This is a genomic window from Brotocaccenecus cirricatena, from assembly GCF_020687045.1.
GTDB lineage: Bacteria > Bacillota > Clostridia > Oscillospirales > Oscillospiraceae > Vescimonas > Vescimonas cirricatena.
Genome location: NZ_JAJEPW010000005.1, coordinates 14,002 through 28,994, shown reverse-complemented (window position 1 = coordinate 28,994; position 14,993 = coordinate 14,002). Strand labels below are relative to the sequence as shown.

Genomic DNA, 14,993 nt, shown 5'->3' with positions numbered 1-14,993 from the left:
ACTCCGCCCAGGTAAAGCAGGGTGATGAGTCCCGGTATGGAGACGGCGATGATGGCTGCTGCTCGCTTTTTATCCAGAATGCATTCCTCCTTTATAGTCCCAGTTCTGCTTCTACTGTGGCAGCGTCGATGGTTTTGAGTGTGATATACGGGCCAAGATACTCTCTTAGAAAGGGCGCTTGATCATCGAAGCAGAGCACCTCGAAGCTCCCTGCGCCGGTCTGCATTGCCTCACGAAAACGGATCAGGCGTGCGATGTCGCCGTCAAGATGTGAGAAAACACAGGTGCCGCCGATACTGGCGTCGTATTCCATGAATCCCCGGTTATATGACCGGACGTCTGGGTCGAACAGCAGCTCAAGCAGCTTTTCTTTCCAGTCTGGGACGGTGAGCAATCTGAACTGCCGGATGCCGCCGACATTCATGGGCACAAAATAGATGTGCCGATAGATTCCGTCAAACCGAAGTTCCAGTCGCCGGTTTTTATCCGACTCCAGCAGTGTGGTCAGCGCCGTATCATAGGACTCGCCCAGCAGGATTGCGGAGTCGATGCTCTGAACCCCGGCATTCATGCGAGCAAGCTCTGTCAGGCTGTGGAGTGCTTTGAACTCTCCCATGCCGTTCCATTTCATCGCGGCGTTCCGCGTGTTGTAAACGGCGTAACAGCCGCCCGGATAGAAGATTGCGCCGACGATGCGTGTAAACATGGTTTTGTTCTGTTCCGCTGGGGTGATCTTTTTGAAGTCCCGCGCCAGATAGAAGGCAGGCACGTCCGGTGTTATCCGAAGGATAGCCCGGTTTTGCAAGGCGGGGAGTAGATAGGCCCTTGTCTCGACACCGGCGGTCAGGTGCATCCCAATCGTCTCGGCAACCCGAAGGTTACGGTCCCGATGCGCCATACCGCCGGGGAATCTATGATTGTAAAACGCGGCCATATAATAGCCGTATGCGTCCGGATGTATCCATTCCAGTATGGGGAGAGCGCCCTTACAGAAACGAATCGCTTTGGCATTCCCGATGCCGGTCATCTGCAGCAGCTTTACCCTCATCCGCTCATCGGTATCTGGGTTACGAAGCTCCTGTGTTGTGGAAAGTTTACTCACCAGCGCTCTGAGAGTACGCTCGTTTCCCAGCACGCCAAGCGAACGGACAGGGTATTCGCCGGCGAGCCCGAGCACTGTGATAAGCCGATGCACATGACTTCCCGGCCGAACGGTAATCATTGTTTCAAACCCCGGAATGCAGGAGCTTTCCGACAACATGACTGCTCTCTTTGTCGGAAACCGTCCGCGCAAAAAGCCTGAAAAATATCGGTTTCATCGGTGTTTTCCGGCTGTTAAAAGATATGTCATTGGGGAGGCGGGTTTTTGCCCTGTTTTTACACATGTTTTTGACGCTGCTCCGGCACATTTTCATGGAGCATCACCCCCTCATCCGGGATCAGGGGCTCCAGCACCAGCCACTGGGGAAAATCCCGTGCCGGGACCACATACACCTCCGTACGCTCCTGCGTGGAGGCCGCGCTGCAGTAGAAATGATCGCAGCACGGCGGCGCGTCATCCGTAAGCACATACATAGCGACGGTATCGGAGACCATATTGACCTCAATATTGTCATGATCCCGGTACCGACGCTCCGGCCTGCCTTTTTCATATACATGGCGGAATATCATGATGCTTTCGGGGTATCGAACCGGCGCTTTGCCCTGAAAGAAGCTCCTGAGCGCCGGATACAGGATGCCCCGAATATAGGAGGCGGAGCCCCTCTCCTTTTTGGGGAGCAGCAGAGGCAGCCGGATGCAGAACCAGCCTTCGATGGTAAAGCCCGCTTCTATTGGAACCGACTCTGCTGCAACCGCATCCACATCCTGCAGCGCCCGCGGATTTCCCGTGTAGGCGGGAAGCGCTCTGGTCAGCAGCGTCAATTTTTCGCTTTCCTCAGCCAGCTTCAGCGCCATGGCATACGCCAGCTCCATGCTTTTCCCTCCGGTCAGACAGCGGAGATTTTTTATGGTCATGCCGAGCCGTCGATCCTGCGTCTCTATTTTATCCAGCAGATGAATGAACGAGTTTATCGAGTCCATCGGTTGCAGCCTCCTCTGTGTAAAATGTAATGTCCGGTTCTTCCTGCCCGGCAAAGTTGACGGTTGCAAACAGGCAGGGCGCCTTGGGGAGCATCATCTGGGACGCCATGGCGATATTGGGCAGGACAAAGATATATTTCATCTCGTCATCCTGCGGCTGCAGCAGCTTGCTAAGGTGCTGCTCGCCGTCATACAGCACAACGATCTCATAGCCGGTGTTTTCCTTCAGAAAAAAGATTTGGGACGGGTAGACCGCAGGATAATGCGCCATGGGATCCACATAGTCGATAAACCGCAGCAGCACCCATACGGCAAGGATCGTCCGCTGATCCGGCTTGCATAGCCCATCCAAAGCCAGATAGTAGCCACCGGCCACATCCGAGATTTGATGCTCCCTTTTCAGGTTGCGAAGAATCTTCTCCGCCGTCTCCTGGGTTTTGTCCCGCAGCAGTCGGATTACCTGTGTTTTGGTCAGTGCGCCGTACTGCGACAACCATTTGATCACATGGCGCTCATCATCAAGCAGCATGTTGTTCACCTCCTTCTGTGTGTGCGTATTCTTTGCGAAATGCGTATTCTACGCTGAATGCGTTTTCTCCCTCTGCCGTTCTTTGAGGATTGCCTCCAGTTCGGCACGATCCGTGGTGATCATTTCCTTTTCCAGCTTGGAGGCCTTCACCACCACGGGCACTTTGTTGTTGTTGGAGCTGATGAGCGCCTCGCCGCGCTCGAAGCGGGTGATGGCGCGGATCTCCGTGCGGGTGAGCTTCAGCGTTTCCTGTACATAGCGGGCCTCGTCCGGCTCCAGGTTCAGAATGATCTTGTTCTTGGAGTTGTTGATGATCGCCCTGCCGTACTTGCCGTCCTCCAGACCGAAGAAATCCGACAGATCCTGCGTTGCGGAAATGGCCGCTCCGCCGAAGCCGCGGATAACCTTGAATATCTCAAGGCAAAACTCTGCGGCCATGCGGTTGGAGCTGGCGCCGATCAGCTGCCAGATCTCGTCGATAAAGATGGCTTTGCGTTTGGTGCGGTCGGACTTTATCTGATCCCACACATAATCCAGTGCGATGAACATGCCCACCGGAAGCAGCTTGCCCTTCAGCTCCGACAGGTCAAGTACGATGTATTTATTAGAGAGGTCTACATTGGTCTGCCTGTTGAAGCTTTGGGCGCTGCCGGTGACAAAACGGCTGATGATGGCCGCCAGCCGCTGGGTCATGGGATTCTCCTGCAGGTGCTTATGCAGGTCGCCCAGGATAGGCATCTGCTTCATTTTGGGCGGAGCGGAGGCCATATCCGTATAGATGGAGTCGTTATCATGGGTGATGCCGAAGTCCGCATAGGTTCGGATCAACGCTTCATCCAGCATCTGTTCCTCTTCATTGCTCATATCGGGGATCAGCAGGCCGAAGAAGGTCATGAGCTGCTGAATTTTTCGAGCCAGCATGGAGCCCATCTCCACATAATCGATCTCGTCAATCAGCTCCATCTCCGGCGACATGGTATGCCGTATCTCCATTACGTTGATGCAGTGGGGGGAGCCCGGTGCGATCTTGATAAACTCGCCGCCGATCTTATTGCAGGCTCTACGGAATTCGTGTCCCTTGATGGGCGCCAGAATGTAGCACTGAATGCCGCGCATCCGCATCCGAAGCGCCAGCAGCTGCATGGTGAAGGTCTTTCCTGCGCCCGATGTGCCCAGCAGGTTCAGGTTGGCATTTTTATTGATCTTTGTGTTGAACAGATCCACGATGCACAGGGAGTTGTTGTATCGGTTGATGCCCAACAGCACGCCATTGTCGTCCGACAGCTCAAAGCTGGTGAAGATATAGCTGGATGCGGCGCCGCTGGTCAGCACATTGCGCTGCGCCTTTTTCTCAAGCTTGGGCGAGATTTTCAGGAACGGCATCACCGACTGCAGTGCGGCCTCCTGCTGAAAGCTGCACTCGCTGGTGTACATATCCATAGATTTGAGCATATCCACCATCTGCTGCTTGCGCCAAAGTAATTCCTCGTAGGTTTTGGCCGATACGGTGATGAAAACGCTCATGTAAAAGAGGTCCTCGTTGTAGTTGGCGATTCCATTCTTGATAAAATAGCCCGCCTGTATGGAATTGGTCAGCTCCTCATAATCGGTGCTGGTATCCTGCATGCTCTTGAGCTTGGTGCGGTTGAGCCTGATCCGCTGGGCGACCTTATCTATGGTGCGGCTGCGGTTCTCACGGCGGAGATGGACGTCGATATCCACTCCTTCTCCGGCGTTGATGAGTGAGGACATCCAGCCGGCCCGGACGCGGCTTGGATACCCGCCTGCCTTGATGTAGAGGAAGGAATAGTACAGCCCGTCCATAACGACATAGTTATAATGGCTCAGGTCGATGCCGCGGGGCGCCAGAAAGTTGGTCATACGGATAGGCGGCACCGGGTCCATGCCGATGATTTTCTTCTTTGCCGCCATGGTGTCCACCACGATGCGATCTACGCGGGAGGAAAACGGCTCGTCCGTGCAGGAGCGCCGATTGTAAAACATGTATAGGATTTCGGCAGTCGCTTCATCCGGGTCTTTGGACTGGACGATGCTGTTGCCGCATTGCATGAAATACGCCCGCGCTGTCTGCTCGGCGGTCTGGAGCATGCCATAGATCTTTGCATAGTCGTCGCTTTCGTTGCGGCCTACCGCCTCATACTGGAAAATCAGAAAGAAGCGCCTCGTCAGCGCTTCCCGATTTCCCACATCCTTGATGAGTCCGATATAATCTTCGCCAAGCTCCTTACATTGCGGATTCTCCTCGTGTTCCAATTCCTCGCAGATCATGGATATGTGCTTATCCGAGTCCGCGCGGCGCGTAATGGACTTGAACTGCAGCCGCATGGGGGATATCTTCAGCCAGCTGGCAAAGCTGGAGATGATGTTGAACTGCTCCTCATCGGAGCGCAGCGTGAAGTTGATCGGCTCGATCTCAAGGATTTTTATGTAGCGGTTGTCCGTCGTTTCAATGATCCCATTTTTCAGGTCGCGGATGGGCAAATAATCCTGTACAAACTCAAGCTTTTCTTTTCTGTGGTTTCTTTTTCCTTTTGCTTTGGCCATAGCGGTATCCGATCCTCCTGAAGTGTAATTTCCTGCGGTGTGTCCAGAAATGGATGATATGGCCGATGTACTGAAACAGCGACCCGCCATCCACGCCCATTGCAGATACCACCGCCAGCGGCAGCAGCGTGACCGTCATGACCACGATGCGGATGGTTCCGGGCATGGGGATCAGGATCAGCTCCGGATAGCCCAAAGCCAGCACCAGAATCACCGTTTCAATTGCGTTCCGGGTATCGATCATCCCTCCCAGCAGTTTGCCGCTGTCCGTATAGTTTGCGGGGATTGCGTACACGTTGTTGTATTCTCTTTCGTCCAAGTTTTTCACCTGCCTAATCTGTAAATTGTTGCGGTTGTGGTATACCGTCCCATCCGCAGTGCCTTCTGATGGTCCGGCACATAGATATCCACGCGATGGATATTGTTCTCTATGCCCGAGCCGCCCCGATCTTCCACGGTGTACATGGTACCGTTTATCATGATTTGCGTGCCGAAGGGATAATGGCTGGACATAGCGACCATACCGACCGCTGCCTGTTTGCCGCTGGCGGTAAGCCCCTGCGCATTGCTGCCGCAGCACTTTGCACAGGCGCAGTAATGCGTCACCTCTACCTCCAGCGTATAAAGCGCCTCGCCGATGGGGGCGTTTACCACCGGCGCATCGTAATCCACGATGCTGAGGCGGCGATAGGAAAGCCTTCCTTCATAGCTTGGCGTATTCAGGATAACGCCGATGCCGCCGGAGGAATGCACCCACATACGGGTCCCTTCCGCATCATATCCGGCAAAAATAAGCACATGGCCCCAGCCGTCATCATCCGCAAGGAATCCTAAATCACCCGGCAGCAGCTCCGCTGCGGAGACGCCGTAGGTATTCGGGTACTGTCCGTTGCAGCCGGCGCCGATCTCAACGCCTACTGCCGTATTGAATACCCATGTGGTGAATCCGCTGCAATCAAGACCAAAGGGCCGAATCGTGCCGGTCGTCGGAGAACCGGCTGACGTCACCAGCCGCGGCGTGTTCCAAGCATCGTTCCAACCGGGCGCCGACTTGCCGCCCCAGAAATATGGGACCTTGCCCACCAGCGACAATGCCGTTGTAATGATGTGCTTCCGCATGGGGCTGCAGTTCTGCGCGTTGACAAAGGCGATCAGCTCCGCATCGGTCAAGGGAACCATCTGCCCGTTGCCTAATGTCCCATACAGCGTCATTTTCAAGGCGTTGGCCATCTTCTGAATGGCTTCGCCATAGGTTATTTTGAATTGGTCATAGGTGGCGGAGGGATCGATCCCGAAGGCTCGGATGATGACGCTGTTATCAAATGGCTGTATGGTGCATTCCACATACTTTACGACCTCCGTTTCCGGAGTGAGCGTCTCCGTGCCGCCCTGCTCATAATAGATTTCGCTTCGTGTGCCGGTGATTCTGCCTCCGCTGTATATGGGAACGGAAACTGCCACAGGCGTATAGGCTGCCACATTGACCGGCTCCGATGTTGTTATCGTTTCGTCCGGCTCATAGTAGGTGCGACGGGCTGTGGTATAACGGTACTGCGGAACACCATTGATGGTTCCCGTCTGTGTCTTCGATGTGACGACCGTCACGGTAACGGGTCTGTATGTAGCGTAGGTAAAGGGGACGATTTGCTCCGATTCCTTCTCTACGAAAGATACCGGAAACATACTGTCGGCAACGCTGCGAAGCTTTGCCAGCATATCCTCCTTGCCGGTATTGCGTTGTTGAAGCGATGCGGAGTAGGCCGCAAGGATATAGCTTACATCGTACCCGGCGGAACCCTGTGCGTAATTGATAAGTGCATCCATAGACAGATCGTAGTCGTATCCGCCGTCCTCAATGATCTGCTCAACTTTTGCGAGGGCTGCGTCATACCCTTCCTCCACAACTGCGGAAATATCTGCGGCAAGGTCGTTATAGGATTCCAGCAGTGTTGTGGGGTTTTCCATGTCCACCATCGACCCATCCAGCCCAAACACGCTGTTTGTAACAACGCTGGGCAGTGAAACGATCAGGACGATAATGACAAGGAAAAACAGGCAGATGCAGACAAGTATCTTAAACAGCGTGTGACGCATGGCCCATGCCGCCGATAAAATCGCACCCCACGGTCCGCCCGCAGCGGTTCCTGCGGCTATCTCGGCAACCGCCTTGCCGCCCTCCACACCTGCCTGTACCGTCGCGGCTGCTGCATTGGCGCCGGCTTCAGCGCCTTTCACGGCGGCTTGCTTTGCCGTCTCTTTTCCTGCTTCCTTTGCGGCTTTGGCCATCTGCTTGGCAGCTTCGCCGTAATTATCGCTGCCGTCGCCTATCTGCCGTTTATCCGGCTCAGCCATTTTCTTTTACACCTCCCCGGTGAGTATCCGAAGCCGCGCGTGGCGGCTGGTTTCTTTATTCGCAGGCAGGCAAAACAGCCGGAGGGATGTCATCCGCTCCGGCTGTTGCCCGCTGCATTTATTTCCTGCGCTTCGGCGCCTTTATGCCGCTGTCCGGACGCTTTTCCGGCGCCTTAAAGCGGCTGGGCGTGTTCTTGTATCGAACCGACTCCACGGACACCGTGCGGACGTTTTCACCGTCGTAGACGGGCTTTCCGTCCTCGAACACCGGCTTGCGTTCCACAGCGGGGTCTCCATGGATGGCGATCCACTGCTGCCCTCTGACGTCCTCATACACCTGATAATCCCCGCGCGGTGCGGCGAATCTGGCGGTGTCGTAAAAGGCCGTCCCGGAGCCATCGGCATGGCGGACCTCGAAGTGTCCGTCCTCCCGATGCGTGCCGTCCACATGTGCCACCTGCTGCTCAAAGCCGGGCATAAAGTTGCGGAAGGCCGCCTGGTTATATGCGTCTGCGGCCTCTCCCTGTTCAAAGGCAGGCGCTTCCGCGTGCTGCTGCATAGCGTACCAGTCTACGCCGTTTGCCGCCTGCATGACAGTGTGCGGTGCGTCGGGCACGTCGTAATACGCGCTGTTGTACCACAGGCTGTTTCCGCTCTCGCTGCTAGCTTCCATGATGCCGTCGCCCGTGTTGCGAAGGACTGTACCTTCAGCAGCGCCGGGGAAGGCTGCTGCAACCTGTTCGGATTCGGCGGGGCTGCCGGTAAACCCGGGCGCATCGTAGAAGGCGTTTCGGCCCTCGCCGCTGGCCATCTGATACCAGGTGCTGCCGTCAGTGGCAGTTACAACGGAGTGCGGAGCGGCGGGTTTTTCAAACTGCGCCGTATTGAACATCTCCACACTGCTGACCTTGCCGTCTGTGCCGGTCGCCGTCGTGCTGATGTGTCCGCCGCTGATCTGGGTTCCCTTGAGTGTATGGCCCGCAAGCTGAGGCATGTAGTTGCCAAGGCTGCGGTCGGCGATATCGCCGGCAATGGTGCCGGCTGCTTCTGCGGGACGCGCTGCTACGGAGGAGATGGATTCTCCCGTAAGCATCGCACCGTTTCTGGCAGCTACACCGCCAAAAACGCGCCCGACAAAGCCGACGCCGCCGCCCATGCCCATGCGCGTGCCGCCATCAACGACGGCGTCACGGACATAGCTGTTACCCTTGAATCTGCTGGCAAAGCCGGATGCAAAGCCGCTGGCCGCGGCGCCGGTTCCGGTTGCAGTCGAACCGCCCCTGCCGAACACGCTGCCTGCGCTCTTTGCGCTGTGTCCCACGCCGCTGATCACCCTTGCGGCCATCAGCAGCTCCATGCCCATGCTGGAACCGGTCTGCGCCACATTAAGTCCCATAGCGGCCATATAGCTGTCGAATTTCTGCGCGGTCTTTAGGAATGCCAGGGCGCAGAACAGCCATAGAAAGATAGATCCCTGCCCTGTACTCAGCGCGCCGCCGTTTCCGATATACTGGCCTACCGAGGAGTTAAAGCCCCGGATAAACCACACGTTCATGACCAGCAGGAGAAGCTGCGAGCCTACCATCCTGCACCAGCTTTTAAAAACCTGATTAGTCGCCTTGGAGCCGCCCATGCAGAATGCCAGCGGGGAGGTATAGCACAGCACACCGACCACGATATACCGTTCGACCGCCTCCAGCAGCAGCTTGAAGTAATTCCATCCGAGCGCGATCAGCAGGATCAGAACCAGTATGGGCCCGACAACCGTCACGGTTGAAACGATTGTCAGCAGTCCGTTGCTCAGTGCCTGCTCCACACCGGCAAAGGTGAATTCCTCCGCCGTCATGCTTACATCCATCAGTGCCGTATACGGCGCTCTGGCAATGTCGAGCGCCAGCATGAAAATTGGTTTTGCGTATCCGATCAGCAGCGCGAAAATCGCGCCACGCACAACTAATTGCCATGGGTTTTCGGCTTCGGTAATGGGTCCTCCGAACGCACGGAACAGCTGCCAGACCACAATGAGAAAAAGGACTGCCCAGGCTGTGTACTGCATGACGTCAAAGGCCTTGGTGATGAAGGGGAAATACTCCTCCATGGTCACCATGTCTGTTCCTAACGCATTGAGAAAGAGGCCGGAAACCGCGTCCATGATCTGCGAGGCAATACTGGAGATCCATGTCACGATCCCTTCAAAAATCCAGTCTAAGATAGTCGTTCACCTCCTGACTGATCCCGAACTGTTGATCATTAACCTGTGTACTGCCCGCCGGCGATCAACGGCTGCAGGTATGCTACGATAAAGCCGAGTGTGTTAAGAATAATCCAGGTCACAACGACTCGTTTGAGCCAGCTGGTAGCCTCGTCCACCGCACGCTGGTTCCGGCTGACCATCCGCACCAACAACGCAATGGCTGCCACGGTCACGGCAACAATGGTACTGATCCCGACCAGCTGTCCGTAGATATCCCGCATGATCGTGGAAAAGCGATCCCAGATTGTTTCAGCCATTACGGGCTGGACGGAGAGGATCGTTGCCGACGCGGCGCCCACTAACGACCAGTAGGTATTTCTGAGCCGATGCTTACCTGATACAAGTTGCTTTGACATGCTTTTACCTCCTGTTTTTCAATTCGGCACATAAAAAGGCACCGCTCTCGGAGGCTGAATTGCCTCGCAGAAACGGTGCCTTTATGGTGTGCTCCTACTATCGGACGCTAACAGTATAGCATGTTTGCATTTACATGTCATCGGCGCGAACCGTGCCATTTTCTCCGCCTTTTTCTGTGCCATCCACTATGCCAGAAGGGAATGGCGTTTGTTCTGTTGCGGAGAAACCGGCGACTTTACAACCGGTAAGACAATCAGCGTCGTGAATTATGAAGCCGCTACAGCAAATGGATACCTCTTTCCAGATTTCTGAGTGCATCCATCACTGTGTAAAAAGAAGGAACATCACCATAGAGCATATCCTTCATGGCTTCGTAATCCGCAGCCAGCGCTGAAAAGCGATACTCCGGGGGAACCAGCTTCAAGGTGCCCGGGACAGCCTCCTGGTACTTTGCCCAGACTCTCGGATAGAACTTCATTTTGAAGTCTACTACCGTTTTCAGCAGGTCCACCCGTGCAAAAGCGGCCTCTTTCACAGGCGTCATTGACATACGGTATAGGTCATAGTAATGCCGGGAATAACGCTGCGGCATTTCCGAACCTTCGGGTCTGTTGGCTTCATGGTGCAGGATCGTCGCCTTTTCCCAGAAGGTCCGCTCCGGCGCAACGGTCAGAATTGCCGTATCCTTTTGTGAAAAAACTTTTGGATAATAGGTTGCTGCATAGGGCTCGATCTGCGCAATTTTTGCAGGCGTCCAAGCAGCCAATGCGCCAATCTCCAAACGAATGACCTGCAAGGTGGCAGGGTTTGTGAACAGGTGCGGATAGGCAAAGATGACGGTCTGTTTGTCCTTTTCGTCTATGTAAATGTTCGCCTCACAGCCAAGCTCCCGAGAGAACTCTGCCTGAACGGTGGGGCAAAACTGTTCTGCGAGGAAAACTTCCGCCCGAGTATTGGCTTCTTTGTTGAATGCATCCTGCTTGGTGTTGGAGCGCTTTTCCCATGGCTCGTCTTTACCATATCCCAACACTCGCCAATCCAAAATCAGATCAATATCCTCGGAAAAGCGGCTGATCAGATTGAATGCTTTGGAAAGGCTGGTACCGCCTTTGAAGGTAATAGCATCTTTCCAGGGGCATCGGTGGAACAGATGGTCAAGCGTAAAGCATACCCAAAAATCTTTTTCTACGATGGCATCATTCAAGCCCATCTTATCTGCTGTATTTCGGAACAGTTCGCCCCGGTCACTGTCCGGCAATCGTGCTACATTTCTCATTGTGTTTCGCCTCCACACATTTTCCGTATCGTTTCATAAACCCAATCCGTAGATTCCGTCGCCTCTTTCAGGCAGGCTTGCTTTTCGTCCTCGGACAGCTTTTCAGAAAGCGTCTGTATGATCTCCGCCGTCACATTGGTCCTTCCCAAAGTTTTCAGCGCCTGGATCACCAAGCTCGTCATGTAAGACAGACCGGTGATTTCCTTGTTGGTCCTATGCTTAAATTCCAGCTTTGTGGAGTTCCACTCATAGGTCTTATACGGGCCGTCGCTGATATAGGACCAGACTGCCGTTACCTGTGTGGAGAGCCCCAAAAGGTTCAGGGCTGTATTCCCACACGGGACGATGGTCCAATGGTAACTTCGCGCCAATGCTTTTGCAACTGCGTCCGGGTCGGCCGCTACGTATTCATCAAGCAGCTTGCTGTACTTCGGCTTTTCGTAAACACCCTTTAATATCCGGCGAAGCATACCGATTTGCGTTAATCTGTTCAGATTGCGCCTGGTTGTTTCCGAATCGGCAATATCTGCGAAATCCGAGTTCACGAAGATTGTACCGTCATCCGCACCGTTGATTCGCTCCTGTATCTGCTTGGAATATCCAGTTTTCATTCTGTTTTCCTCCTTTGCTTTGTCCCGAATATTATATAATATTCGGGACAGAATTTCAACTGGATTTGCGATCCTTATCTACATTATCTCCAAACAATCTGCACATAATCAAACAGCTGCCATGCCGATGCTCCTGTGCGGTATCATTTGTCCCGCTCCTGTAGAAGCAATGCAATAATCGAGGCCTTTAACCTTACCAGTTTTCCAAAATAGAAAGAACCTCCAGCCAGGAATCCACCTCGCCGGCAGGGGCAGACCATAGGCGCAGGGCGATGATATTGATTGCCTGCGTGCGGAGCCGGTAATAGTGCCGGGCAGAGATGTCCAGACGGTACAGAAGCTCTTCGTGCATCAGCTTGTCCGGTCCGAGAAAGGTCATGTAGATGATGTCGTACATCTTGTGCCCGTTGACCGGTTTGGCTTTCAATATACTGACCGCATCGTTGAGCCGGTCAACCAGCAGGCGGGAGCGGCGTACACTCTCCATCCGGCCTTCCAGCTTTCGATTGTTCATCCCAAGTTCCAGGTCGATCCGATCCAGCAGCGTATCCAGATCCTTCAGCGGGCGATCCAGCTCCTCTGCTACGCTGGACGGGAAGCATTCCAGCGTCCAGAGAATGGTTCGGTAGTGCTGCAGCAGGAGAAGCGTGTTATGATACATGCTTTTCTTTTTCTCCTTTTTGGCTTGGCGGACTCTGTCATCATCGATAGACGAATCTCCCAGAATGCCGCGCTTTGTTAAAAGTTCAATAAATGCGGCAGATTGCTGCGACAGCTTGGTTTCCTGCTGTTCATAAAGCGCCTTTCCGGCACTGCTTTCGATTTTGCTCATGTTGATTCTCCTTTCCGGTTTCATGAGTGCAAGAAAAAAACCGCGTAAGCACATGGCCCGCGGATGTGGTTCGCATCTATGCGGCGTAGTCTACTACTTACACCTCTGCAGTCATAGATACAGTTCTGACAATTCCAACACAGAGAAGTATACGCGCGTATTATAGGGGACGAAAGTGCAACGCGATTTTCTGATGCCTGTTCGGCATAATCAGTAGTTCTCATGATAATGATCCTGCGGCTATACCAAAGGATCATTTTATTCAGGCGTGCATTGTCCGAGCCTCCAATATGCGCATTTCCGGCGCAAATACGCATTTTCTCAATAATGCGTTCAATTTCTGCGCAGGTGGGCAGGGAAGCCTCTGTATCCAGCGGATACAGTCTATTGAAAACGAGGCAGCCGTAGGAGCCCGGCAGACGGTGCAGAGCGAAGGCATCCCCATTCTTCTGAAAAAATCTCCACACCTTTGTCTTTTCCCAGCCCCAGCGCCGTCCCAAGGCTTCCAATGTCAAAGCGGCGCCAAGTCTCCCGAATTGAACGGCAGGCGCCAGATAAGAAAACGCATTGCCGGTCTCCTGCCAAACCGTGTGGCACCAGAGGTCCAGCCATGCATCTGATTCGCCGAATGTATAATGCTGATCCGCAAGGCGCTGCGTGATGTTGCGGGGAAGGCAGAGAAAGCCATAGCCGTCTGTTGCATAGACTGTTCCGCTCATGCATTCGGTGCCGGAGCATTTTACGACCCAATCGGTGACGGCATATTCCAGCTTCTTTGTTTTCTCGTCAAGCGTGTAACGGATATACCCGAACCGGCTGAGCGTATTCATGATTTCCAGAGCCTCCGTGCGGCTTTTGACGCCCAGAATGCTCTTCAAGCCGACTACGCCACCGGACCACATCCCTGGCATTACATCGTTTGTGTATCCGCAGTATTTTGCCCGACCCTTGCGAAATGCCGCCCGCGAGGCCAGCTTCGCCCAATAACCCATGATTCCCTTACCGACCGGCAAATGAGTCCTGGGCAGCTTAACCCATTGGTACCTGAACAGGCATTTCGGCATGACGGGTTCCTCCTTTCTGCGATTGGATATAAAAACAAGGCAGCCCCTTTAATCGAGAGACTGCCCTTGCAGTATGTGGTTACTATATTCTTACTTGAAGTCCGGGTAACGATTCCTTCTGCACCCCTACGAGATACCAGTCGTTTCCGTACTCTATGCGAGTGGGTGCCCATTCGTCATTTATCAAGACCTCCATTGTAGTTCCGCAGTGCAGGCCGCCATAACTGTTTCCTTCCTCATACAAAATGTCAAAGCGATTTGTGGAGGAGTCATATATAAGTATCCCTTTTTTCATGTGGGCTTACCTCCTGACAAAGAATTTAAAAACATTTTCCCATAGTCATATTTTATGAAATTAGTACAAACCGCATCAGTGTCAATGCAGTTCATTTTTACTTAGGGGCGTTCATGAAAAAAACCCGCAAATTCACCTTGTGTTGACCCTTCAGTTAACCCATTTACTCACCCATTTACTCACCCATTTGTCCCGGTTAACCCATTTTTAGCCCTTATAAAATGGGTTAACCGAGGTCACATACGGTCAAAAACAGCGAAAGGCTTCAAAAGCAATCGGACGAAAAGGGTATAAGAAAACCCCGGAAAATGCTGATTTTCCGGGGTTTTTGAGCTTTTGAGTTGTAAATTTGCGTCCGATCAGCGCTTGCTGAACTGCGGAGCGCGACGAGCGGCTTTGAGGCCGTACTTCTTACGCTCCTTCATACGAGGATCGCGGGTCAGGAAACCGGCCTTCTTCAGGACGGGACGGAACTCGGGGTTCACCAGCAGCAGGGCGCGGCTGATGCCGTGACGCAGGGCGCCGGCCTGGCCGGAAACGCCGCCGCCTTCCACGGTGGCAACGATGTCCACCTTACCCAGGGTATCGGTGGCGTTCAGGGGCTGGCGGACCACCATCTTCAGGGTCTCCAGGCCGAAGTAATCGTCGATGTCGCGGCCGTTGATGGTGATGGAGCCGGTGCCGTTGGGGAACAGGTGCACCCGGGCCACGGAGGACTTTCTGCGGCCGGTGCCGTACAGATAGGGATTCTTGGACTGATACATGTTTCTTTTCCT

14 protein-coding genes are annotated in these 14,993 nt (G+C 54.0%); all 14 read right to left on the bottom strand.

Going from position 1 to position 14,993, the window contains the following annotated elements:
- Nucleotides 1-91 precede the first annotated feature (91 nt).
- Entirely contained in the window at nucleotides 92-1,261 is a 1,170-nt protein-coding gene (locus LKD37_RS02990; protein ID WP_302927863.1) for a hypothetical protein, read from the bottom strand.
- A gap of 116 nt (nucleotides 1,262-1,377) precedes the next feature.
- Nucleotides 1,378-2,082: a DUF6100 family protein gene (locus LKD37_RS02985; protein WP_302927862.1), complete on the bottom strand. Its 705-nt coding sequence runs from the start codon at nucleotides 2,080-2,082 to the stop codon at nucleotides 1,378-1,380.
- Nucleotides 2,045-2,611, bottom strand: a complete 567-nt coding sequence (locus LKD37_RS02980; RefSeq protein WP_302927861.1) for a DUF5697 family protein — start codon at nucleotides 2,609-2,611, stop codon at nucleotides 2,045-2,047. The genes LKD37_RS02985 and LKD37_RS02980 overlap by 38 nt, the downstream gene beginning before the upstream one ends.
- A 48-nt stretch (nucleotides 2,612-2,659) precedes the next feature.
- Entirely contained in the window at nucleotides 2,660-5,113 is a 2,454-nt protein-coding gene (locus tag LKD37_RS02975) for a VirB4 family type IV secretion system protein (RefSeq protein ID WP_302927860.1), read from the bottom strand.
- 16 nt (nucleotides 5,114-5,129) lie between these two features.
- Nucleotides 5,130-5,495: a hypothetical protein gene (locus LKD37_RS02970; RefSeq protein ID WP_133304380.1), complete on the bottom strand. Its 366-nt coding sequence runs from the start codon at nucleotides 5,493-5,495 to the stop codon at nucleotides 5,130-5,132.
- Nucleotides 5,496-5,500: 5 nt separating this feature from the next.
- Nucleotides 5,501-7,528 carry a C40 family peptidase gene (locus LKD37_RS02965; RefSeq protein ID WP_302927859.1) on the bottom strand — a complete coding sequence of 676 codons (2,028 nt, stop codon included), beginning with the start codon at nucleotides 7,526-7,528 and terminating at the stop codon, nucleotides 5,501-5,503.
- A 118-nt stretch (nucleotides 7,529-7,646) separates the two neighbouring features.
- Nucleotides 7,647-9,713 (bottom strand): hypothetical protein, encoded by a 2,067-nt coding sequence (locus tag LKD37_RS02960; protein ID WP_302927858.1) that lies wholly within the window; start codon nucleotides 9,711-9,713, stop codon nucleotides 7,647-7,649.
- Nucleotides 9,714-9,778: 65 nt separating this feature from the next.
- Complete coding sequence (locus tag LKD37_RS02955; RefSeq protein WP_256283977.1) at nucleotides 9,779-10,138, bottom strand: hypothetical protein; 360 nt, start codon at nucleotides 10,136-10,138, stop codon at nucleotides 9,779-9,781.
- Nucleotides 10,139-10,416: 278 nt separating this feature from the next.
- Complete coding sequence (locus LKD37_RS02950; RefSeq protein ID WP_256283978.1) at nucleotides 10,417-11,415, bottom strand: nucleotidyl transferase AbiEii/AbiGii toxin family protein; 999 nt, start codon at nucleotides 11,413-11,415, stop codon at nucleotides 10,417-10,419.
- Complete coding sequence (locus tag LKD37_RS02945; RefSeq protein ID WP_302927857.1) at nucleotides 11,412-12,026, bottom strand: DUF6088 family protein; 615 nt, start codon at nucleotides 12,024-12,026, stop codon at nucleotides 11,412-11,414. The genes LKD37_RS02950 and LKD37_RS02945 overlap by 4 nt, the downstream gene beginning before the upstream one ends.
- A gap of 193 nt (nucleotides 12,027-12,219) precedes the next feature.
- Nucleotides 12,220-12,858, bottom strand: a complete 639-nt coding sequence (locus LKD37_RS02940; protein WP_178871814.1) for a hypothetical protein — start codon at nucleotides 12,856-12,858, stop codon at nucleotides 12,220-12,222.
- A gap of 20 nt (nucleotides 12,859-12,878) precedes the next feature.
- Complete coding sequence (locus LKD37_RS02935; RefSeq protein ID WP_302927856.1) at nucleotides 12,879-13,922, bottom strand: hypothetical protein; 1,044 nt, start codon at nucleotides 13,920-13,922, stop codon at nucleotides 12,879-12,881.
- 82 nt (nucleotides 13,923-14,004) lie between these two features.
- Entirely contained in the window at nucleotides 14,005-14,217 is a 213-nt protein-coding gene (locus LKD37_RS02930) for a DUF5348 domain-containing protein (RefSeq protein ID WP_302927855.1), read from the bottom strand.
- Between the two features lie 359 nt (nucleotides 14,218-14,576).
- Complete coding sequence (gene rpsI, locus LKD37_RS02925) at nucleotides 14,577-14,981, bottom strand: 30S ribosomal protein S9 (protein ID WP_302927854.1); 405 nt, start codon at nucleotides 14,979-14,981, stop codon at nucleotides 14,577-14,579.
- Nucleotides 14,982-14,993 lie beyond the last annotated feature (12 nt).

Coding starts and splice junctions, on each gene's coding strand:
- LKD37_RS02990 (WP_302927863.1), bottom strand. CDS start 1,261: ATGTTGTCGGAAAGCTCCTGCATTCCGGGGTTTGAAACAATGATTACC.
- LKD37_RS02985 (WP_302927862.1), bottom strand. CDS start 2,082: ATGGACTCGATAAACTCGTTCATTCATCTGCTGGATAAAATAGAGACG.
- LKD37_RS02980 (WP_302927861.1), bottom strand. CDS start 2,611: ATGCTGCTTGATGATGAGCGCCATGTGATCAAATGGTTGTCGCAGTAC.
- LKD37_RS02965 (WP_302927859.1), bottom strand. CDS start 7,528: ATGGCTGAGCCGGATAAACGGCAGATAGGCGACGGCAGCGATAATTAC.
- LKD37_RS02955 (WP_256283977.1), bottom strand. CDS start 10,138: ATGTCAAAGCAACTTGTATCAGGTAAGCATCGGCTCAGAAATACCTAC.
- LKD37_RS02950 (WP_256283978.1), bottom strand. CDS start 11,415: ATGAGAAATGTAGCACGATTGCCGGACAGTGACCGGGGCGAACTGTTC.
- LKD37_RS02945 (WP_302927857.1), bottom strand. CDS start 12,026: ATGAAAACTGGATATTCCAAGCAGATACAGGAGCGAATCAACGGTGCG.
- LKD37_RS02940 (WP_178871814.1), bottom strand. CDS start 12,858: ATGAGCAAAATCGAAAGCAGTGCCGGAAAGGCGCTTTATGAACAGCAG.
- LKD37_RS02935 (WP_302927856.1), bottom strand. CDS start 13,922: ATGCCGAAATGCCTGTTCAGGTACCAATGGGTTAAGCTGCCCAGGACT.
- LKD37_RS02930 (WP_302927855.1), bottom strand. CDS start 14,217: ATGAAAAAAGGGATACTTATATATGACTCCTCCACAAATCGCTTTGAC.
- rpsI (WP_302927854.1), bottom strand. CDS start 14,981: ATGTATCAGTCCAAGAATCCCTATCTGTACGGCACCGGCCGCAGAAAG.